Below are 22421 nucleotides of genomic sequence, written 5' to 3'. Positions count from 1 at the left end.
TGTAACTACATAATGGGCATGATAAAAAGAGCTTGGACTGATTGTTAAAGCAAACAGTTCAAGCTCTTTTTCAAAACAGTATATGGATGAGATTTAGCATAGAGCCAAATGGATAAACGATCCAGTTCATCTTATCCGAATCTACGTCCAACTATTAACGTTATTCCCCACTCAACACCTGCTCCACCGCCGCCACCACATCACCGCTCAACTTCACTCCTGATGCAGCTGCATTTTGCTCGACCTGTTCCGGGCGACTTGCGCCAACAAGTGCACTGGCAACATTATCCTGCCGCAAAATCCAGGCGAGGGCGAGGTGTGTGAGTGACAGGCTTGCTTCGTCGGCAATATGTTGTAACTGGCGTACTCGTTCCAATCGGGATGCGTCGATGCGTTTGTCGTCCCAGCCGAGTTTGGCGGCGCGGCTGTCTGCCGGGATGTCGGTGGTGGACGTGTATTTGCCAGTCAGCAGACCTTGTGCCAACGGGGAGTAGACGACTTGACCGATACCGTATTTTTCACCGAGTGGAATCACTTCATTTTCAATATAGCGGTCGAACATATTGTATACCGGCTGGTTCACAACGATGCGGTCGAGTAAATAACGATCCGCCACACCGATCGCCGCCTGCATTTGCACGGCTGTCCATTGACTTACGCCTACATACAATACTTTACCTTGACGCACCAGATCGTCCAGCGCGCGCAATGTTTCTTCGATTGGACTTTCCGGAGAGAAGCGATGGCAGTAGTACAGATCGATGTACTCATGTCCGAGTCGTTTCAGGCTTGCATGACATTGTTCCACAATATGCTTGCGTGACAGCCCGCGGTCATTAGGCCCTTCGCCCATATTGCCAAACACTTTTGTCGCGAGCACATACGATTCGCGTGGATATTCACGCAGTGTTGCACCAACGACCTTTTCCGCTTCGCCACGCTCGTACACATTAGCAGTATCGAAAAAGTTAATGCCCAGTTCATACGCACGACGGATCGATTGCACCGCATTGTCGCGCTCAACGTAACCGCCATATGTCAGCCAGCTTCCGAGACTAATCTCGCTTACTTTGAGTCCGCTGCCACCGAGTCTTCTGTAGTTCATTGTCATTGCTTTTCCCTCCTATATATGTAATTAAATTAGTTGCAGATGTAAGCACTGCTCGCATCATACTAGCATGTATACCTTAACGTATTCATCAGCAAGCGATGGCTAGATCGACCGACTGCACATAAGACAAGCTAATCGAAGTAAGTATACGCTTACAGCAACTATTGTTTCTTGTTTCTCATTGTAGAGCGGCTGGTGGCGATTAGGCAAGCGATGCTTGTGTTTATATGTATATAAGCATATGTTACTGAAGCTTGGAAACGATTGAATTGCCTTTGTTGCATGATCAGATCAATGAATATGTATGCCAGTTGCGTAATCTAACAGATCACTACCACAGCTTGCATAGCATGCGATATACGATGCCTCTCTATATGTATAGTGGTATAGGTTAAGACGACACCATATATAACAGCGTCTAATCGACTAAGTTCCATACTATTTGTCATGTCTGCGAACGTATTGGTAACTATTGTATCGTTTTAACTATTCCTTTATTAGCCTCAACTATTCGTACACCTTACTTCATTCAAGGGGGATTTTTCGCATGCTGCAGAACCGTTTTTTTCGTCTTGGCGCAGGGGTTGCGCTCGTTTTACTCATTATTTATTTGGGCACATTGGTCGATTTTATTTTTGTGCCGATTCGCTCGCTCATTAGCTTGACGATTGTACCGCTGTTAATTACAGCGTTTTTGTATTATCCTTTACGCCCGCTCGTTAATTATTTGGAAAAGAAAAAGCTGCGGCGTTCCTGGTCGATTTTGCTGCTGTATTTACTCGTCATTGTCATTTTGGTCATATTCAGCATTATTGGCTGGCCGACGCTGCGTGACCAAGTGAAAAGCTTTATTACGAGCGCGCCAGATTTTACGCGCAGCATTATCGCTCAAGTGCAACTACTGGAACAGAAACCGTTTGTGCAACAGTTTATGCCTGCTGGCAGCAATGGCGACAGCTCGGAAATGCTGCAAAAGTTAACCGAGTATTTGAATACGGTGTTTGATTGGCTGTCTGTGCACATTTCCGGTATGTTCTCATTTGTATCGAACTTTGTGCTCGTCGTCGCTACCGTTCCGATTATGCTATATTATTTGCTCAAAGACGATCGCAAGCTCGCTACTCGTTTGCAGCAATTGTTCCCAGGCAAATACCGCGAAGACGGCAAACTGATGTTGGATGAAATCGATGATGCGCTGAGCAGCTTTATTGCGGGTCGTGTGCTTGTCAATTTTGCGCTCTGTGTGCTGCTATATATCGGGTTTTTGATCATTGATCTGCCGTACTCGTTGCTGCTTGTGTTTCTCGCCTTTTTCCTGAATTTTATTCCGTATATCGGGGCGATTTTATCGGCTGTACCGGTGGCGATTGTCGGTTTGATCGAGTCGCCAATGATGGGTGTATGGTCGATCGTTATCGTTATTGTGGCGCAATTGATCCAAAACAATCTGTTGGAGCCGATCATTTTCGGTAATCAGCTCGATATCCATCCGTTTACGATTATCGTATTGTTGCTTGTCGGCGGCGATATGGGCGGTATTCTTGGCATGCTGCTCGTCATTCCGATTTATATGGCAGCCAAAATTAGCATCGTGCATTTGTACCGTATGTATTTAAAACAAAAGGTAAGCAGTGAACTACAGTAGCTGAGCAACATCTGTTGCCATACGATGAACAGATGATCATATGCTGTTTATTAGCATCGCTAATCTAGCCATTGACATACAATGTATGCTAATAGTGAGCGGCTAAACGTTTGATAGTCGATATTTTAATCAGCAATTTACGATCTATACCGATACCGAAGTGACCGAGCTAGCTCATTGTCACTTCGGTATTTTATGTTCGCTTCGGCTAAAAGCGTGCTTACCCTATTTTTTACTATAAAATGTAATTTTGTAGCAAATATGCGGTTATCTCAGAAATGATATGGTTAATAGGGTTATGCGATGGCCATCGTGACGAGTCTTTCCGTGGAAAGCATTGTTGTGGATATACGCTTAAACTGCAATTTTAAAAATAACATATAAGTTAGGCAGTCTGTGTTGGCTTAGCTGGCAGCTTGTGTCGTTTGATCTTTTCTCTGTTATTTTCTCTGTTAATAGCGCGCTTTTTTATTCAGTTCCATCGTGCTATGACAAAGACGGACAAGTTCCGTGAACATAATAGATCAAAGTCATCATGTTATGCCGCCAACACTACGACCGCTAACACAAAGCGAACTTTAAGTGAAACCGCAACAAAAGTACAAATCCTAACCTAACTTCAAGCGACATCATCCAGTATAAGGAGGCGTTACATGATGTTCTTTCACATTAAAGAATTGCAATACACAGCCAAACCGGATCGCCCTGATCCCGTCTATGCACGTAAGCTACAAGAAGTACTTGGTGGACAATATGGTGAAATGTCCGTGATGATGCAATATTTGTTCCAGGGCTGGAATACACGCGCAGACGGTAAATACCGTGATATGCTGCTCGACATCGGCACCGAGGAGATCGGTCATGTCGAAATGCTAGCTACGATGATTGCACAACTGCTCGACGATGCTCCACTCGACCAAGTGGAAGCGGCTGCCAAAGACCCGGCGATTGGCGCGGTGCTTGGCGGTATGAACCCGCAACATGCGATCGTATCCAGCCTCGGGGCGCTGCCGTCCGATAGCGTAGGCTATCCGTGGAATTCGCGTTATATCGTCGCCAGCGGCGATCTGCTATCCGACTTCCGTGCTAATCTAAATGCCGAATCACAAGGACGCTTGCAGGTGATCCGTCTGTATGAGCAGACGACCGATCCAGGTGTACGCGATCTGTTATCATTTATGATCGCACGCGATACAATGCACCAGAACCAGTGGCTTGCTGCCATTTCCGAAATTGAAGCGAAGCAAGGTACGATTACACCGGCTTCCTTCCCGCCAGAATTGGAAAAACGCGAAGTTGTGCATCAGTTTATGAATTTCTCGCGCGGTGAGGAAAGCGCAGCCGGACGCTGGGCAAGCGGCCCATCGATGGACGGTACAGGTACATTTGAATATGTACAACAACCAAAAGCATACGGACAGGCTCCGATTTTGAAACCGGCACCGGACATTATGCACTCTCGCGCAGAACAAGCACCAAGCATTATTAATGTCGGCACATTAAGCAAATAAGCGGGCGATCCATACGATAGTGTACGCTGCTTCAGTGCTCCGTACTTTGTATGCTTAGATAGCGCTTATCGTATCACGGTAAACGATAGGCGATAGCTTATTGATAATGCCGTGTAACGATATGAATCCAGTCACCAAACGGATTCACAAAGAAGCAGCCGCATGCTCAGCATTTGATATATGCTGGGAACGCGGCTGCTTTTTGTATTATGTTTTTATTCATAGATTATGGCTACGTTTACTAAGATGTGCAGACGAGCCTCCAACTTAAAGCAGTGCAGGGACGCCATATTTTCCCGTTTCATCCCGCCAACCTTTTAAACAATATCGCTTTGCCCTGCATAGCTGGCATCGCCGCCTCCGGAAAAATGAATATTGCCACAGCCGACGACCAACGTACCTTCTGATACGACAGCAACCGTGTTGCTTTTTGCCATCCGTTCGTACGCTTTATGCTGGTTACGGGCAATTTCTTCGCATACTTGCGCTACTCCTGGCGTGTACACTTTAGCGAAATCGTCTTTAGTAGCGAGCGGATGCTTGAGCAACGTCTCCATTTTGCCGCCTTGTTGCAGTTCAATGATATCCCCGAGTATTCCCATGATTATTGCCTCCGCAAATGAATAGGTTATTCTGAATGTTCATAGACGCTCTAAACGATCACTGACGCTCCATTACCCTCCCCATATCGACAGCAGCAATGTAGCGATCACGACGGTTAACGCACCGCCAATACGGGTCGAAATTTGCGCAAATGGCATCAGTTCCATCCGTCCGGAAGCGGACAAAATCGCTACGTCACCCGTTCCGCCCAGACCGCCGCGGCAACCGGTCACAATCGCTGCTTCAACCGGGTACATGCGCACCCATTTGCCGACCATATAACCGCTAACGATCATCGCCATAATGACGGAAGCGCAGACGAGAATGTACGGCAGTGACAAAATCGCCGCTACATCGCCAAGCGGGATGTACAAAATGCCTAACCCGACCATAATCGGCCATGTCAGCGTACCGGAGACAAATTTGTAAAGCTGGTAGGCACCCTGCTCAATTTGCTTAGGCAGCAAATTCGTTACTTTGAGCAGTGCCGCACCGAAGATCATCAAAATCGGACCCGGAATGCCGACAAACGGCGACAACAGATGCCCGGTAATAAACAAACCGCAAGCAAACAACAACCCTGCACCCATCAGCGCAAAATCAGGCTTCAGCCCGTCATACACGCTACCGCTCATCGTTTTGCCGTCTTTCTCCCGCACAAGTACACCATTGCCAGTAATGGAACTGTTTTTGTCAGCCATTTTTTTCAAAACACCTGCACCGATAATCGCGAACACATTGCCGATCACCGCCGCCGGAATCATCTGTGCCACATAGCCTGCCGACTCGCCACCGAGAATTTGCGAAAATGCAAGTGACAGCGGCAAAATACCTTCACCTACACCGCCTGCAATGATCGGCACGATAATATAGAAAAAAGCATGATAAGCGGTATAACCAAACAGCAACGCAACAGCCAAACCCGCCGCAACTGCTGCTAACGTGCCTGCGATCATCGGAATGAAAATGCGGACAAAGCCGTGAATTAATGTTTTGCGATTCATCCCGGTAATGCTGCCTGCTACGAGACAGGATATATATAAGTACAAAAAGTTGGATGTCTTCATCAGCGTTTTCACCGAGTCGATGACCGGTGGGTTCAGCACATGCCAGAAGACGAGAAACGAAGGAATCATCAGCGACAAAATCGCCGGACCGCCGATATGTTTGAGCAGCGGCATTTTAAAGCCAAGCTCACTGAGCAGTACGCCCATCACCATAATGACCGCAAGCCCACCGATCATATCGTTGGGCAGACTGCCCAGTTCTGCTGCGGCAAAAACGATCACTGCCAGCAGTGCATATAACGGTAGCGGAATCGCTCCGATTCGAATCTGTCTAAGCTGTGTGAGCCAGGCTGGAAGCTTGCCTTTGTTAGCTGCCACCTGTGTTTGCTCCACATGAGTGTGAACCGGATGCTGGATTGACTTTTCCATCTTTTGTTTACCTCCTTCATCAAGCAAGCGTTCTTTGTATATGATCTGCTTGCTCGTTACCTCCTTATCTTAATTGGCTTGAAAGCGCTTTAATATTTTTCTAATTATAGATATCTTTTTTAAACTTTTTAAAGTGAATTCAAGTGGACGTTTGCAAAATGGTACGCTGCTCTTTTTTGTGAACAACCGATCACAACGAGCGCCATACAGCGTATGCAGGCGCTTGTTTACAATAGCTATTTGATGTTCAAACTAGATCGGGACGCAATTGAATACGTTCCGGCAACGACTGGCTGTTCGCGCAAGCGATAAGCGGAAGCGGACACATCTCGATAAACACGACTCAAATATACTTGCTGATCATTGCCTCCGCACCGGAGACAATATGATAACGTTTGACCGGGCGTCCAATAGTGCCATACGTCGTCTCCAGTTCCAGCACGCCCAGTTCCTCCATCGCCGTCAAATATTTCCCTACCGATACACGGGACAATCCGGTCTGCCCAGCGATTTCCTCGCTAGAAAAGCCTGGGCTTTTATGCATGCCAATCGCCTCCCAAATGAGCCGCATCGTAACCCGGGTCAGCCCTTTGCCAAGCGCTGTTTTTTCCATACTGTGACTCGGTTGAGTGAGCAAATCAAGCTCAGACTGTGCCAGACTCGTATGATCGTGCAGCAGCGAATGCCGTTCCCGATAAGCGGACAATGCGGCTCGCAATCGGTCAAACTCAAACGGCTTGATCAAATAGTCAACCGCTCCATTTTGCAGCGCATAACGGATGCTCGTCTTATCGCTTGCCGCCGAAATAATGATTACATCGACTTCGATGCGGGCACGGCGAATGTCGGCAAGCAGATCAAGACCGCTTTGTTCCTTCATGTAAATATCGAGCAATACGAGATCGATACTATGTTCCGGCTGTTGTAGCCACTCCAGCGCCTGTATGGTTGAACTTGCCCAGCCACGACAGCGAAAACCAGCTACTTGACCGAGATAAAATTTGTTCATCTCCGCCACCATCGGATCGTCCTCTACGATCAGTACATTAATCATCTAATCACCACGCTTGATAAAATAAGGAATTGTCAATTCAAACATCGTACCTTCCACCTCGCTGCTGGTGACATTAATATCGCCGCCAAGTTTGTCGACACCGCGACGTACTAAATACAATCCGATTCCACGATCATCGCCTTTTGTAGAAAAGCCTTGCTCATACATTCGCTCCAACACGGCTGTCGGAATGCCGGTGCCGTTATCGCTTACCGTCACCGCCAGTTCCTCGTCATTGTAATCAAATCCCAGCTCGATCGCTGGCGCTGTTGCCTGACGCGACGCTTCCAGCGCATTTTCCAGCAAATTGCCAACGATCGTTACGAGTTCATGAGCGACATGCGGATCAGCAGCTTCCGGCAACAACGTATCATCGCGCAGTGTCAAACGTACTTGTAACTCGCGCGCACGGCTTAATTTGCCGATTAAAAAACCTGCCACGACAGGGTCTTTAATTTGCTGACGTACCGTACCCGCTTCCAGTTGTAAGTTGGGCACGACCGTGCGCAAATAGTCTTCCAACCGCTCATATTGTTTCATGTGCAGCAATCCCATCATAATATGCAGCTTATTCATAAATTCATGCGTCTGCGCGCGCAGCGTCTCGGCATATAGCGAAATGCCAGACAGACGTTCCATCAGCCTGCTAATCTCAGTCATATCGCGGAATGTTGCAATCGCGCCTTCGGTCTGTCCGTTCACTCGAATCGGCTCCACATTGACGAGCAACGTGTGCCCGTTTGTAGCGATTTCCACATCTTTGAGCGGTTCACCTGCGAGCGCACGCTCCATCTGCAACGCCCGCAAAAACTCGCGAAAGCGCCGCTCATCGGCATCGCTGTCACCAGCCGCTCCGATCAACCGGCTCGCTTCGGCATTGGCAAGCGTAATCTGAAACCGCTGATCGACCGATAAAATGCCTTCTTTGGCGGATTGCAGCATCGCGCTTCGTTCTTCTAGCAGACGGGCGATCTGCTCCGGCTCCATGCCAAACATCAATCGTTTAAATTGACGAGCGAGCAGCACAGCACCAATCGTACCGAGCAGCGCACCAAGCGCAATGCCCCAGTATAAAATCCATTTGTTCTCATTCACCGCCGTCAACAATGTACCGATCGATACGCCGACAGCTACCGCACCGACCTGTTTCCCTTTCACGTCAAAGATCGGCTCAAATGCCCGGATCGAACGTCCAAGCGAGCCGACGGCGATCGAAATCGATTCATGCCCATGCAGCGCTGACACCTCATCCCCACCGCGAAAATGCTTGCCGATTTGCGTAGGATCAGGATGGGACAACCGAATAGCTTGCATATTCATCACTACGACAAACTCCACTCCATTAGTACGCCGTACATGCTCTGCATACGTCTGCACTTGCCGAGGATCGACCTGCCCATCCAGCGCTTCATACACAAGCGGCGTATATGCAACCGTACGCGCGATGGCGATCGCCCGCTGTTCCAACGCTGCGCGGGTTTGTCCGGACACTTCGATGCTGTACAGCACATACACACAGAGCAGTGCAACAGCAACGACAAGGCAGACGAGCAATGTGATCGTCGTCTGCAAACGCAGGCGGATTGCCTTTTTCACCCACTTCACCTCAAACGTTTTTTGCATCATAACACGTATGCTGTACGAATAGGATGCTAACTTTTTTATAAAGAAGAAACAGCGATTTCTGCTTACACAACGTAAACATTCTCTGAAAATTTTAATACAGAGTTTACAAAACTACGACTTAAAGCTAACACTGGAATCCTAAACTAGGTTTTGTGATCAACAAAAACATACAAGTATTGCGCCTTTAATTAGGGGGAGGAGACTTTACCAATGTTTAAAAAACTGCCACTCATGCTTATCACGCTGACTATGATCCTGGTGCTTGCAGCCTGCGGATCTTCGAACAGCGGCACCACTACTACAGGTTCAGGTTCATCCGGTTCCGGTAGCTCGGAAGAAGCGGGTTCCACCAACACTTCCGCAAGTGCTTCAATTCTCGCTGTAGGTTCCACTGCACTGCAACCATTGGTTGATCAAGTCGCACAAAAGTTCATGGCAGACTCCAAATATTCCAACATCTCTGTACAAGTACAAGGTGGTGGTAGCGGTACTGGTCTGACTCAAGTAGCCGCAGGTCAAGCAACGATCGGTAACTCCGATGTATTCGCTGCTGAAAAGCTGGATGCTGCTCAAGCAGCTACACTCGTTGACCACAAGGTAGCGGTTGTCGCTATGGCAACGGTTGCTAACAAAGATGCTAACGTAAAAAGCTTGACCAAGCAACAACTCGTTGATATCTTCACTGGCAAAGTAACCAACTGGAAACAAGTTGGCGGCGCTGACCAAAAGATCGTTATTATCAACCGTCCAAGCAGCTCCGGTACGCGTGCAACTTTCGAGAAATACGCACTTGGCGTAAAAACAGAAGACCTTCCAGGTTCGATCCAACAGGATTCCTCCGGTACGGTTAAAAAGCTGATCGCTGAAACACCTGGCGCTATCGGTTATCTGGCACTGTCTTACCTGGATGACACTGTAGCTGAAATTGCTTATGACGGCGTAGAACCAACGGTACAAAACGTAGAAGACGGTAAATATCCAGTATGGGCTTACGAGCATATGTATACAAAAGGCGAGCCGGATGCATCTACTAAAGCATTCCTCGACTACATGATGAGCGATGACGTACAAAAGAACGATGTAACACAACTGGGCTACATCCCAATTTCGGGCATGAAAGTAGAACGTGACGAAGCTGGCAAAGTAACTCAAAAATAAGTCTTGTTTTCCAATAGAACGAGTGAAAAGAATGAGCTGTCGGTGAACCGCAGCACAAAGAGGCGGACATTCCGCCTCTCTTTTCACGTTAGCACAACATACTTCCTGGTAAGACGTCTATTCTCCCTGTTCCTACACATACAGATATAGACTCGGTAATAATGAAGAAAAATGATAAAAAAACGGATTTTAACGCTTTGTAGAAAAGAGGTTTTTTATTTATGGAGCATTCCAAGGTTACGCCAAGAGAAGCGCAGCGTCGCAGACTGCCACTCGAAAAACACCGGATTGAGGACTGGATCGGTCGTATTTACACTTCGATTTGTGTCGTCTTTCTAATTGCAACTATCGTATCGATCGTTTATTATGTCACATCGAAAGGTGTAGCGACCTTTGTCGTGAATGGGGTCGGACTGGCGGATTTCTTCTTTGGCACAACGTGGACACCGGATGCATCGCCGCCATCGTTTGGCGCATTGCCAGCGATTGCCGGTTCCTTCCTCGTTACACTGCTTGCAGCGGTCATCGCGAGCCCACTCAGTATCGCTGCCGCATTGTTTATGACCGAGATCGTGCCTACATTTGGCAAACGTATCCTTCAACCAGCGATTGAGCTGCTGTCCGGTATTCCGTCTGTTGTATACGGTTTTATCGGTTTGACGCTAATCGTTCCTTTTCTGCGTGACCATGTAGGCGGTCAAGGGATCGGGGTCGGCGCAGGTGCGCTCGTACTGTCGATTATGATTTTGCCGACGATTACAAGCGTAGCGGCTGACGCACTCGCCAACTTGCAACGCGGTCAGCGCGAAGCTTCGTACGCACTCGGCGCTACACGCTGGCAAACGATCTATCGCGTCGTGCTGCCAACCGTAATGCCTGCGCTATTGACCGGTATCGTACTCGGGATGGCGCGCGCGTTTGGTGAAGCGCTCGCTGTACAGATGGTCATTGGTAATGCTCCATTTATTCCAACCTCGCTGCTGGAATCCGCTTCTACATTGACAAGTATTATTACGCTTGGTATGGGTAACACCGCGATGGGTTCGATTCAAAATAATGCATTGTGGAGTATGGCGCTCGTCTTAATGTTGATGACATTCGTCTTCATCGTCATCATCCGCCTGCTTGAAAGGAGAAATCGTATATGACAACCCCAGCACTACGTAGCAAAGCACTGAAACGCGCCAAAACCGCTGACAAAGTCGCCACGGTTGTCATTATTGTGTTTGCGCTGTCGATCGTTGCTATTTTGCTTGGTTTAATCGGATTTATTATGTTCCGTGGACTTGGACATATTAGCTGGCATTTCCTGACGTCCGATCCGCAAACGATTCGTGCAGGCGGCGGTATCGGGCCACCGCTGTTTAACTCGCTCTACATTCTTGTGTTGACGATGATCATTACCGTTCCACTTGGACTCGGCGGCGGCATTTATATGTCTGAATACGCCAAACCAGGCAAAATCACTGCCTTTATCCGCCTTGTCGTGGAAGTGTTATCGTCCTTCCCGTCGATCGTTATCGGTCTGTTCGGTTTGCTCGTGTTTGTCAACACGTTTGAACTCGGCTTCTCCTTGCTGGCGGGTGCGCTCGCGTTGACAATTTTCAACTTGCCGTTAATGGTGCGGATTACCGAACAGGCATTTACCGGCGTGCCGCGTGAACAAAAAGAAGCAGGTCTGGCGCTCGGTCTGTCCAAATGGAAAATCATCACATCGATTATGCTGCCGGTAGCGATTCCGTCGCTGATTACCGGTACGATTCTGGCTGCTGGTCGTGTGTTCGGGGAAGCGGCAGCACTGCTGTTCACCTCCGGTATGACAACGCCACCGCTGAATTTCTCGGACTGGAATCCGCTGCATGCACGTTCGCCGCTCAACCCGCTGCGTCCTGCCGAAACGCTAGCTACTCATATTTGGAAAGTAAACAGCGAAGGTTTGGCACCGGATGCGACGCAGATCGCTGCTGGCGCTTCCGCCGTACTCGTAATTATGGTGCTGCTGTTTAACCTGTTTGCACGCTGGGGCGGTCGTACATTGTATCGCTATATGACCGCATCCAAACGAATGAACTGATTCGGCACAACGCTGTAGCTCGTCAAGGCAGGTGCATCATCGCTACCTGCCTGCGAGACTTGCGCAACCACTCAAGGAGGAACATTCAATTATGGCAATGCCAATGCCCTTCAGTACCGAAGATTTAAGCATCTATTATGGAGAATTTCAAGCGATCAAAAATATTAGCATGGGTTTTCCCGCCGCCAGTGTAACAGCATTAATCGGACCGTCCGGTTGCGGTAAATCTACCTTTCTGCGCTCGCTCAATCGGATGAATGATGAAATTTCCAGCGCTCGCTCGACCGGACATATTTGGATGGACGGCATCGACCTCACCTCTCCCGATACCGACGTAATCAAGCTGCGTCAACGGATCGGTATGGTATGGCAGCGCCCGAATCCATTTTACAAATCAATCTATGAAAATATCGCTTTTGGCCCACGTTATTATGGCATCAAAAACCGCAAAAAACTGGACGAGATTGTCGAAACGAGTCTACGCCGTGCCGCACTATGGGATGAAGTCAAAGATCGTTTGAAAGAATCGGCACTATCGCTGTCCGGCGGTCAACAACAGCGCCTTTGTATCGCCCGTGCACTGTCGGTTAACCCACAAATTTTGCTACTGGATGAGCCTGCTTCGGCGCTTGACCCGGTATCAACCGGTAAAGTTGAAGAACTGATTACCGAGCTAAAAAAAGACCTGCGCATCGTGATCGTTACCCACAATATGCAACAAGCTGCACGGGTATCCGATTATACCGCCTATTTCTATCTTGGCACACTCGTAGAACACGGTGAAACCGATCAAATTTTTACCAATCCCGCGAAAAATTCCACCCAGGAATATATTATGGGACGCTTCGGTTGAAGCGTCTTTTTCTTTGTTTGGATCATGAGCTGGATGTGAGTTTGCGTACACTCCCTAATACAGTTCACACTAACATCCAGTTAACTCATGCCTTGTCTCCATTTAATTCGTGGGATGCTTATTTTATGATCCCTTCATTACGCACACATATAAATACGTTTAAATCTGATTTTTAATGGAGACAGTTTACTACATTTTCATCGGAGCAAACGAAAATTCGCTAATCCGTGTACCTGCACTCAGCACGAGATATAGAGATTGCAAACCTTCTACCTGTTGATTGAATGTTGCGGTCAACTGCTGCCAATCGCTACCGTTGGCGCCGTTCGCCACACTATTACTATTACTATTACTATTACTATTACTATTACTATTACTATTACTATTACTATTACTACCACTCGCTGCCGCAGCAACCGACAACACCGCTACCGGCTCCGAATCGATACTACCTACGTACACTTTAATCTCAGCCGATTCAGCAGCACTGCTTATACGAGCAGTCATACTCGATACACCGGATGCAAAGTCCATATTGGCGTACAGCAACGATGCGCCTGCTCCCAGCGCTTCAGCAGCAGCCCCTCTCTGCTCATCCTCGACCAGATGAATCGCGGCATAATAATCATAATTTTCCGCCCGGGTCATTTGATACGGATAGCGTGGCGGGATGATTTCGCCTTCAACTCGCACATTTGTTTCCAGACGAATATCGCTAGAAGAACTGCCAATCAGCAGACGATAGCTACCTGTTTCCACTACATAACGACTACGTGTCACATCCCAGAAAGCAAGCTCTTGTACAGGTACTTGCAGCTGCACTCGCACCGATGCGCCAGCTTGCACATGCACCCGCTGAAAAGCACGCAACGTCTTCAGCGGCTGTTTGACCCGTGATTGCTCACTACAGCTATACAGTTGGATCACTTCATCACTATCCCATTGCCCTTGGTTTTGTACCGTCATGCTCACTGTAATTTGATCATCTGCCGACAATGTAGCCGCAGACAGATTCAATTCGCTATAATGCATCGGTGCATACGTCAATCCATGACCGAACGGGTACAGCACATCCCCGGTAAAATATTGATACGTACGTTCTGAGCGAATCACATCGTAATCGAGCAAACTGCCGAGCTGCTCTACCGAACGATACCAGGTCATATTCAGCCTACCTGCCGGTGCATAATCGCCGTACAACACATCCGCCAGCGCTGTGCCTAGCTCTGGTCCTGCATGGGAAGTGTATACAATCGCTGGAATATGCTGCTCGATCCAATCCATCGTAAATGGATAACTGCCGACGACAACAACGATCGTCTGCGGATTGACGGCATACACTTCCTGTACAAGACGTAGCTGCGCATCAGCAAGCTCTAGCCCTGGACGATCCACTTCCTCTTTACCGTTAATGAGCGGATGATTGCCGACAAATACGATCGCTGTTTCAGCAGCGGCGGCAATCTGTACCGCTTGCTGGATACCATCTTCCACGACTTCTTTTATAAAATGATACGTTGTGGACGGATTGCCCGCTCGTTCGGAAAAAGCAGGCAAGGACGACACAGATGTAGCTTCTATGGCGACAGCGGTTCCTTCATTTGCTAATGACGCTTGGCGTGCAGCCGCTGGAATTTGCCAATCCGCTTGCACTGCCGGATACCGATGTTCACCTTCAGCAATACGAACGATACCGTCCGTATGATCCCAGTACAGTTCACGACTGTTCCATGTCCGCATGCCTACGCTACCATCAGGCTGTTCATGCAGTCGAAACACTTCCTTCGCAAACCAGCCATACACTTCATCCGTAGCCGCAGCGATTCGTTGCTGCTCATCATCTGCGGTTACGTAACGACCGGTCGCTTCCGAACGCAAACAATAACTGCCATAGCCCCAGTCTGACAAAATAAAACGTTCTGCTTGTACAGCAGGATCAATTTTACTTTGCCTGTTGGCATGTAAAGCCGAATCTTCAACTGTAGACGCAGCAACAAACGGTTCGGCAGCAAGCAAATTACGATCTGCATTGGCTATATTGTCTTCATGATCTGTATTTCCGAATGCTGACGATGCCTCATTAACATTCGTATAAAGATGTCCTGTCTGCACATCCACATATTGACCGCTTGACTGCTGATCCGTCGCCAACTGGTCTGCACCCTCTCCTACTCTCCTCGTTCCGATGCTACCATCTCGCTGTACAGCTAGCGGCACGCCATCCGCTGTACGCAAACGGATACGATCATTGCCATCCGCATCATCGACTTTGCCTGCCACTTTAGCTCGCACTGCTTCCACCGCTGTCACCGCATACGGCAGTGTACCGGCATACCAATCGCGATAGACCGCTCCGCCCAATTCGCCAATGATGGCAACGCGTCCAGTTGAAGCTTTCGACAATGGTAATGTATGGCGGTCATTTTTTAGCAGTACGATCGCTTTGCGAGCAGCTTCGGCAGCCGTCGCTTTAGCTGTGTCGGTCATCAGCGATTGTTCGCCAATCGAGGCATACGGATTCAGTTCATCCGGATCGAATTCACCAAGCATAAAACGCACGCGAAACGTATTGCGCAGCGCCTTATCGATATCATCCCATCTAAGCAATCCCTGTGCCAAAGCTTCACGCAGCGCAGCTTTTGATAGTTCCGCATCATCTGTAATGCTATCGATGCCTGCTTTAATCGACTCGGCTACACCAGGAGTGTGAGAATCATAATAACGATGATCCCGCATAATGCCCATCACGTCTCCGGCATCACTAACGATAAAACCGTCCATATTCCATTCGCCTTTAACGACATCATGCACAAGCGGATGCAGCAGCGCCGGGATGCCATTGATCGAATTGTAAGCGGTCATCAGCGATTTGGCTTTGCCTTGCACAAACGGTCGCTCGAACGCCTTTAAGTAATATTCCCGCAGATTGCGTGGATCGATACTGGACGAGCCTGCTCCGCGATCCACTTCATTGTTATTGCCGAGAAAATGTTTAAGCGTCGCCACCGCTTTCAAATAGGTCGGATGATCACCTTGAATGCCCTGCACCAATTTGCTCGCCAATTCGCCGGTCAAATAAGGGTCTTCGCCATATGCTTCCTCATTACGCCCCCAGCGCGGATCACGCTCCATATCTACCGTTGGTGCCCAAAGCGTCAATCCGTTCACGTCCGGCTTGCGTTTGTACATCACACGCGCTTCGTCCGAGATCACATTGCCGATACGCTGCATCAGCTCAGCATCCCAAGTACAAGCAAGCCCAACAGGTTGTGGAAAATAGGTCGCTTCACCGAGCCAGGCAATGCCATGTGCCGCTTCTGTCCCATGTTTGTACGCACGCAGTCCAAGCCGTTCCACCGCTGGCTGATACTGCAACATCGCTTCGATCTTTTCCTGCTCGGTTAAACGGGAGACGAGATCGTCCACCCGACTCGTAAGCTCAAGCGTATGATCTTGAAACGGATAAGGCGTTGTTTTTGCCATCGTTTATGCTCTCCTTTATATACATAGCTATGATGATTTCGATAACGATACAGATAAAATGGATCGGCACAGCGAGCACGCCGTAATTGCAGTTGGCATATGCTGCCATCAACCGACGTTTACATTTACAATGCACATCCAGTGTCAGCAACTTATAACTGTCATCTTATGTACACTGCTGCGCCTCAAATCTGCTGCAAAGATTGCAAGCTTTATCCATAATGGTAAAATAATGATGCTATAAAAGAAAGCCCTTTCAAAACAGTTCCTCAGTTCATAATTAGCGTAATAATTAGTGATGCCCCTCAAAAATGCCGGGCGGACGAACGATCATCATTTTAAAACGATAAGCTCATTGCATAACCTTTACCGATAATGATCGTCTATGGATAAGAGGGACGCGGATGTGCGCGATCTGCTACAGCAGTACTTGGAGATGATGATCGTCTATGTAAAAGAGAGACTATGGATTAAGCGAGGGATGCCATGCTAAACGATGAAGACATTGTGCAGTTGTACTGGAACCGACACGAATCTGCGATTGAGGAATCATCCCGACGGTATGGACGATACTGTTATGCGATTGCACACAATATTTTGCATAATTCAGAAGATGCGGAGGAATGTGTAAATGATACATGGCTGCGCACATGGAATACGATCCCGCCGCAACGACCGAGCAAACTAGCTTTTTTTGTCGGGCGAATTACACGCAATTTGTCACTCGACAAATACAAAGCCCAAACAGCGAAAAAGCGTGGTGGTCATATGCGAACATTAATGGAACAATTGACTGAATGTATTCCAGCTCCTGTCAGCACGCAAGTGGAACAAACGCTAAGCGAGCAGCAGTTGAATCGTACGATTAACCAATTTATGCACACATTGCCAGAGCGCGAATGCAATCTGTTTCTGGCGCGCTACTGGTACGGCATGTCGCTGACAGAGATGGCGCAACGATTCGGAATGAAAGAAAACAATATTAAAGCAAGCTTGTTTCGCAGTCGTGGCAAGCTGAAACGCCATTTGCTAGAGGAGGGAATCGAGTTATGACGATGCTCACACCGGAGGAACGGCTGTTTCAGGCGATCGGTCATGTTGATGACGTACTGCTGGAACGTTTGGAGCAGCAGCTTCAACCGACAGCGCCGTCTTCCATCGCTCCCCTTATCGATCTGCGTACAAAGCGGGCACAACGGCGGCGCTGGGTCGGTATCACTGCCGGACTGGTGGCGATTGCGATCGCTTGCACACTGATTTTGAGCACTATATGGCAAAGCGTACCTGCTGTGCCTGCGATATATACTGCGTCCGCACCGATCGTGAACAGCTATGTGTCCAACCAAAAGCTGCCGGCTGACGTCAAACCTGCATTGCAAATACCGCCTAATGGCAAAGTGATCTATAGCCGCGATGTCCAGCAAGCGCTGCAAGCCTATGCGGGCAAGCACGTACTTTTGTTCGTCGCCATCGATCTGTTTCAACATGGCGCACCACTTGCCAGCGATAGCCAACAAACCGATGCCGAGTTGAAACGATTGCAGCAATTGGGCTATTCGATCGGCTATGCTCGTTACTGGACGTATGCAGGCGAAGGCGATGCACAGCAAGTTAAGCACATTTATGTTGCCGCTTATGTAACGGCTGCTCAATTGAAGCAATTTGCCGCTAGCCCGGATTATGGCTATTTGCTGCATTTTGCCGTTAATGGTGACGGTTCGCCTGTATCGGGGAAACAAGGAATTTTCACCAATCGAAATGATCCGACGTTACAGTAAACTTAGCCCCATTACAGCTTGGATCAAACTACCTTTATCCCCATAATACAAATCATTTGCCAAGCGACATAACCATTCATCACCATTGTCGTCTTTTAGGATAGAACGGTCTGTCGTTAGCGATAGATGAATCTATGTTCGAGGAGGATTTGACGATGAATATGCACAAGATGAACCGTACGCGTCAACGAACAGCAAGTGCGAGCAGCGCAACAGGCAAGACTACAAACACTAGACGCAGACGTACAATCGGGCAACAACTTGCCTTCTCCACGCTGGCGCTGTGCTTGTTGTTGGCTGGAATCGGCAGCACTTCTTTTGCCGCCGGCTTTGACGATCTAAACGGTGTAGCTGGCGCGGACAAGATTAATGCGCTTGCTGCACAGCATATCATTAGCGGCATGAGCGCTACTTCTTTTGCCCCTAAGCAGTTATTAACCGAGGCGCAGACGCTGCATATGATCGTAAAAGCATTTAAACTGGATACGGTCACACCAGCTACTCCGAACCGTTCAGCCAACGATGAACAACCGTCCGCTTCGGCTGCTTCTGCCAGCGATCAAAGTCAGGCAGAGCAGCAAGCGGGAGCTATATTTACGAAAGTCAAACCATCGGCATGGTATGCAAATGATTTCAAAACGGCGGCACGAGCAGGGATCGAAATTTCCGCCAACATCGATCCTAATGCGATTATTACGCACGAGCAGTATGTCGACTATGTGATGAACGCAATGCGGCTTACTGGCAAAATGCCTGTTTTCCGCATCATTCCACCAATTATTAAAGATGAAGCTGCAATGGATATCCAGCATGTCGGTTCTGTACAACTTGCGATCGTACTGCGTATTGCCAGCCTTGATGCCGAAGGCAATTTTCATCCGCAGCAAAAGATGAGCCGTGCCGATGCAGCGATTATGCTGTATGATGCGATGAATTATTTAAACAAATTCACACCAGGAACCGTACCAGCAGCGGACACTGCACTAAGCAATACTCATCCTAATGCCGATCTGCCGTTAATTGAAGACGCGCCTGCTGGTGAATCGTATGCTGTCACCGCCAACGGTGAAGTTCGTCTAATGGACGATATCGAGCAAGCGCTGGCACAATATGCCGACCGCCCTAATACGCTCTACTTTGTCGCGATCGATCTAACCCGCAGCGGTTCACCGATTGAGCCAGATCATCCGGAAGCGACTGCCGAGTTAAAACGGATGCAGGCGCTCGGTTATGATGTCGTTATCCACAAAGGCTGGGTGCACAAAGGGCAACTTGAACAGGTCGACTATTCGTATTTGTCCGGCTACTTTACCGCTGATCAATTACACAGCTTCCAGCCAAATAGCAACTACGGGTATATTATACATTTTGCCTATAACGGGGATGGTTCGCCTGCCAAAGCGAAAGATGAAGCGGTTAATCAGTATACAGGTGGGCAATAACTCGCTTTTAGATACGCTTAAAGCCTATTGATTAGACTAAGTTAACTTTCATTTTTGGTTGCACAATGATTGTACTATAGTTAAAGACTCAAACCGATTTCAAATATTAAAATTAATCTCGGTCAAAGCACTATGCTCAAATGTGTTTCATAAAGTCTAGATGCTGCCCATCACCGTTTTTGCTCAGCTAGTTTATTCCAGATTAGAACAATGAGGCAGCGGCAACAAAAAAGACCGCTTTTGCCATAAAAATGCACCTCCACCTGCGCATTAGTTTACCTAAATGGTTTTCTAATGTTCGTAATGAGAGGTACACTTTATGACAGACAGCGGTTTTTTTGTTGATGACTATTTTCGTTCGTACGCCTGCCTTTATTTCTATATCGACTTGCACCTATACACGTACTTTCATTCCATTGCTGTACGTAGCGCAAAGCGCAGTACGGGCTAAACTGTACCTTTTGCGCTGAATGTAGCCGATATGTTTGCTTAGCTTAGCGAAGCAAGTCTGCCAGTGGATCGCGTGCTGGCTCTGTATTCCGTGTCGCAGCCGCAGCCGTATTCGCTTCGGCTTTTTCCAAACCGAGCCGGCGGGTCATCTGTTCGTTAATCGTGGACAGCTTGGCGGTATAATCTTGACAGCTTGCAATAATCTCGCGGTTGGAGCGCTCTGACGTGTCTAGCGCTGACATCAGATCAGCGATCGCCTGATTGACCGATTCGAGCGACATCGTTGGCTTTTTCAACAGCTCTGCCGAGCGCTCGCTGTTCGTTTTCAGCATTTGGGCATTTTGGCGGAATTGATCTTCAATCGTCTGATTGACGCTTTCTACCGCATTTGCCACCCGATCCTGATCTTCGATTGCGAGTGCGATCATTGCGGAAATTTTGATCAAGTTCGCCGCTTTGTACACCGAGTCATTGACCGAATCGATCAGCTTGTCATTCGTATCATTGACGATATCGGTCGCGGCAATCGCTTGCTGGAACAGCATAATATTTTCGGTCATCGACTGGATGCGTGTTACGACTTTGCGCAAGCCGCGTTCCAAATACACTTTACGATGCTCGTTTTCCGGCTTTTGAATTTCGGCTTCAAATAGCTTTTTCAGCTCATTGCCCATCGCAATTTTGTATTGCAGATTGTAAATTTCTTCGAGCGAATTGCGTTTAAGCGTACGCATGCTGACCATATTTTCTTCCAGTGTATCTTTACCGTCACGCAGTCCTTGCACGATCGCATCGACGTTTTTGCTGACCGACTGGTATTTGTATACATAGTTTTTGATCGGAGATTTGCGCAGCAGTTTGGCGAATAAACCGACATTTTTGCTTTGTTGCAGCGCTTCGCACTCATCGCGCAACGACAAAATCAGGTTTGATACTTGCTTCGATTTGCCGGACATTAGATCATTGACCGGACGATCGAGCATTTGTAGCGTCTGGGTCGCACGTTCCTGCGTTTGCATACCGAGCTTGCCGACTTCGTCCATTAACCCGTCCAAATTCAAATTATCGGCTTGTGCTACTTTTTGCAAAATCATCGTCGCTTCGCGGGTTACTTTTTGCTCATCTTCTTTTTTCAATGTTATTGCAGGTGTTGCCATAAGATCATCTCCTTAAAGGCTTGCTTTTAGCCCGGATTGAATATGATATAACAGACAACCGCCGCCACATAAATACAACGGATAGGTGCAAAATTACGTTTACGATTCGTTACCATAATATCTGCCATATCTTACCAAACCGTCTGCCACTGTTCCAATGAATGAGTGCCTGCTCATACATAACCGTTCAAGCTCTACACTTAAGAATAACGATGATGCAGCAATTCGGCTCTAGATTGTAGCTCCATCAAGTCTTTATGCTCGATCGTTTTGACGATTTGGGTCACACGGCTGTTCACGTCCTTCAGACCGTCCAGCAAAATACGACGATTTTTCGTCTTCGCCTCACCGCTCAACCGCAAAAACGGATTGATTACACTGTTCAGATCATTCATTACTAACCGTTTGATCGTATGATTAATATCATCATTGTTCAGCTCCGACAAAATCGGAATGACACGCTGTAATCGCAAAAACAGTGCGCACGATTTCTCCACAATCTCATTGTCCAAATTATGCTTCTGCCCTTCCGAAATGATCATTTCTTCCAACACACCGAGATATTCCAGCACCGGCTGAAATATCGGCAATACGTCGACACCGCCTATTTGCGCTGCCGATGTTGCTTGTGGTGAGCCAGGTGCCGATGACTGCGCACGGACTGCATTCACCGAGCGTGCCGCCGCTTCCTGTGCGCTGTGACGCTGCTGTTCTTCGGCACGTTTACGAGCAGCCTGTTCATATTGTTCCTGCAACGAATGAGGCCCGGACGGACGCGCTGCTGGCGCTGGATCAGTACGCGCCTGCGGCTGTGAGAGAGGGGGCTGTGTCGGTGCAGGCGGCAAAGCGGTATCACGATCACGCTCCGTACGCCCTGCCCAGACGACCCCATAAATTGAGCCAGCGAGCGGGAATAGCAACGTTACGAAATCGGGCGTCCATATGCCGACCAGACAGCCGGCAATATAGCCAATTCCGCCACCGAGCACCGTTTTGCCAACGATTTTGCTTATACTCATCTGAAAAACACCTGCCTCTGC

At 48.2% G+C, this 22421-nt stretch carries 17 protein-coding genes; 9 read left to right on the top strand and 8 right to left on the bottom strand.

Features of this window, described 5'->3' with window-relative positions; all coding sequences use genetic code 11:
• Nucleotides 1–160: 160 nt before the first annotated feature.
• Nucleotides 161–1105 (bottom strand): aldo/keto reductase family protein, encoded by a 945-nt coding sequence (locus U1I11_RS12065; RefSeq protein ID WP_322906603.1) that lies wholly within the window; start codon nucleotides 1103–1105, stop codon nucleotides 161–163.
• Between the two features lie 553 nt (nucleotides 1106–1658).
• Here U1I11_RS12065 and U1I11_RS12060 point away from each other — a divergent pair.
• Both U1I11_RS12060 and U1I11_RS12055 read left to right on the top strand, forming a co-directional pair.
• Nucleotides 1659–2756 carry an AI-2E family transporter gene (locus tag U1I11_RS12060; protein WP_322906379.1) on the top strand — a complete coding sequence of 366 codons (1098 nt, stop codon included), beginning with the start codon at nucleotides 1659–1661 and terminating at the stop codon, nucleotides 2754–2756.
• 656 nt (nucleotides 2757–3412) lie between these two features.
• Nucleotides 3413–4267 carry a manganese catalase gene (locus tag U1I11_RS12055; RefSeq protein ID WP_322906602.1) on the top strand — a complete coding sequence of 285 codons (855 nt, stop codon included), beginning with the start codon at nucleotides 3413–3415 and terminating at the stop codon, nucleotides 4265–4267.
• A 317-nt stretch (nucleotides 4268–4584) separates the two neighbouring features.
• Here the strand turns inward: U1I11_RS12055 and U1I11_RS12050 are convergent, their stop codons facing one another.
• From U1I11_RS12050 to dcuS, 4 genes are all read right to left on the bottom strand, one after another.
• Nucleotides 4585–4869, bottom strand: a complete 285-nt coding sequence (locus U1I11_RS12050) for a hypothetical protein (RefSeq protein WP_322906378.1) — start codon at nucleotides 4867–4869, stop codon at nucleotides 4585–4587.
• A 72-nt stretch (nucleotides 4870–4941) separates the two neighbouring features.
• Nucleotides 4942–6306: a 2-hydroxycarboxylate transporter family protein gene (locus U1I11_RS12045; RefSeq protein ID WP_322906377.1), complete on the bottom strand. Its 1365-nt coding sequence runs from the start codon at nucleotides 6304–6306 to the stop codon at nucleotides 4942–4944.
• 343 nt (nucleotides 6307–6649) lie between these two features.
• The gene (locus U1I11_RS12040; protein WP_322906376.1) at nucleotides 6650–7360 is read right to left on the bottom strand and encodes a response regulator; all 711 of its coding nucleotides are present in this window, start codon (nucleotides 7358–7360) and stop codon (nucleotides 6650–6652) included.
• Nucleotides 7361–8956, bottom strand: coding sequence for a DcuS/MalK family sensor histidine kinase (gene dcuS / locus U1I11_RS12035; protein WP_322906375.1), 1596 nt, complete (start codon nucleotides 8954–8956; stop codon nucleotides 7361–7363). It lies immediately after the preceding gene.
• Nucleotides 8957–9196: 240 nt separating this feature from the next.
• On the opposite strand from dcuS, the gene U1I11_RS12030 reads away from it, so the two are divergent.
• The 4 genes from U1I11_RS12030 (at nucleotide 9197) to pstB (ending at nucleotide 13071) form a co-directional block, all read left to right on the top strand.
• Complete coding sequence (locus tag U1I11_RS12030) at nucleotides 9197–10144, top strand: phosphate ABC transporter substrate-binding protein (RefSeq protein ID WP_322906374.1); 948 nt, start codon at nucleotides 9197–9199, stop codon at nucleotides 10142–10144.
• Nucleotides 10145–10365: 221 nt separating this feature from the next.
• Nucleotides 10366–11292, top strand: a complete 927-nt coding sequence (gene pstC, locus U1I11_RS12025) for a phosphate ABC transporter permease subunit PstC (protein WP_322906373.1) — start codon at nucleotides 10366–10368, stop codon at nucleotides 11290–11292.
• Entirely contained in the window at nucleotides 11289–12218 is a 930-nt protein-coding gene (pstA, locus tag U1I11_RS12020; protein ID WP_322906372.1) for a phosphate ABC transporter permease PstA, read from the top strand. The genes pstC and pstA overlap by 4 nt, the downstream gene beginning before the upstream one ends.
• A gap of 97 nt (nucleotides 12219–12315) precedes the next feature.
• Complete coding sequence (gene pstB, locus U1I11_RS12015) at nucleotides 12316–13071, top strand: phosphate ABC transporter ATP-binding protein PstB (protein WP_322906601.1); 756 nt, start codon at nucleotides 12316–12318, stop codon at nucleotides 13069–13071.
• 189 nt (nucleotides 13072–13260) lie between these two features.
• On the opposite strand, the gene U1I11_RS12010 is transcribed toward pstB, so the two are convergent.
• Nucleotides 13261–16554 (bottom strand): glycoside hydrolase family 3 C-terminal domain-containing protein, encoded by a 3294-nt coding sequence (locus tag U1I11_RS12010; RefSeq protein WP_322906371.1) that lies wholly within the window; start codon nucleotides 16552–16554, stop codon nucleotides 13261–13263.
• Between the two features lie 486 nt (nucleotides 16555–17040).
• Between U1I11_RS12010 and U1I11_RS12005 the strand changes: the two genes are divergently transcribed.
• The 3 genes from U1I11_RS12005 to U1I11_RS11995 all read left to right on the top strand — a co-directional run bounded on the left by U1I11_RS12005 (nucleotide 17041) and on the right by U1I11_RS11995 (nucleotide 19774).
• Nucleotides 17041–17607, top strand: coding sequence for an RNA polymerase sigma factor (locus tag U1I11_RS12005; protein WP_322906370.1), 567 nt, complete (start codon nucleotides 17041–17043; stop codon nucleotides 17605–17607).
• Nucleotides 17604–18332, top strand: coding sequence for a hypothetical protein (locus tag U1I11_RS12000; RefSeq protein ID WP_322906369.1), 729 nt, complete (start codon nucleotides 17604–17606; stop codon nucleotides 18330–18332). The genes U1I11_RS12005 and U1I11_RS12000 overlap by 4 nt, the downstream gene beginning before the upstream one ends.
• Before the next feature lie 155 nt (nucleotides 18333–18487).
• On the top strand, nucleotides 18488–19774 hold the full coding sequence (locus U1I11_RS11995) for an S-layer homology domain-containing protein (RefSeq protein ID WP_322906368.1): 1287 nt from the start codon (nucleotides 18488–18490) through the stop codon (nucleotides 19772–19774).
• A 494-nt stretch (nucleotides 19775–20268) separates the two neighbouring features.
• On the opposite strand, the gene U1I11_RS11990 is transcribed toward U1I11_RS11995, so the two are convergent.
• Nucleotides 20269–21381, bottom strand: coding sequence for a toxic anion resistance protein (locus U1I11_RS11990; RefSeq protein WP_322906367.1), 1113 nt, complete (start codon nucleotides 21379–21381; stop codon nucleotides 20269–20271).
• A 200-nt stretch (nucleotides 21382–21581) separates the two neighbouring features.
• Nucleotides 21582–22400 carry a hypothetical protein gene (locus U1I11_RS11985; RefSeq protein WP_322906366.1) on the bottom strand — a complete coding sequence of 273 codons (819 nt, stop codon included), beginning with the start codon at nucleotides 22398–22400 and terminating at the stop codon, nucleotides 21582–21584.
• Between the last annotated feature and the right edge of the window lie 21 nt (nucleotides 22401–22421).

This window comes from Paenibacillus campi (assembly GCF_034659835.1).
Taxonomy (GTDB): domain Bacteria; phylum Bacillota; class Bacilli; order Paenibacillales; family Paenibacillaceae; genus Saccharibacillus; species Saccharibacillus campi.
This window is presented reverse-complemented; position numbering and strand designations above follow the sequence as displayed.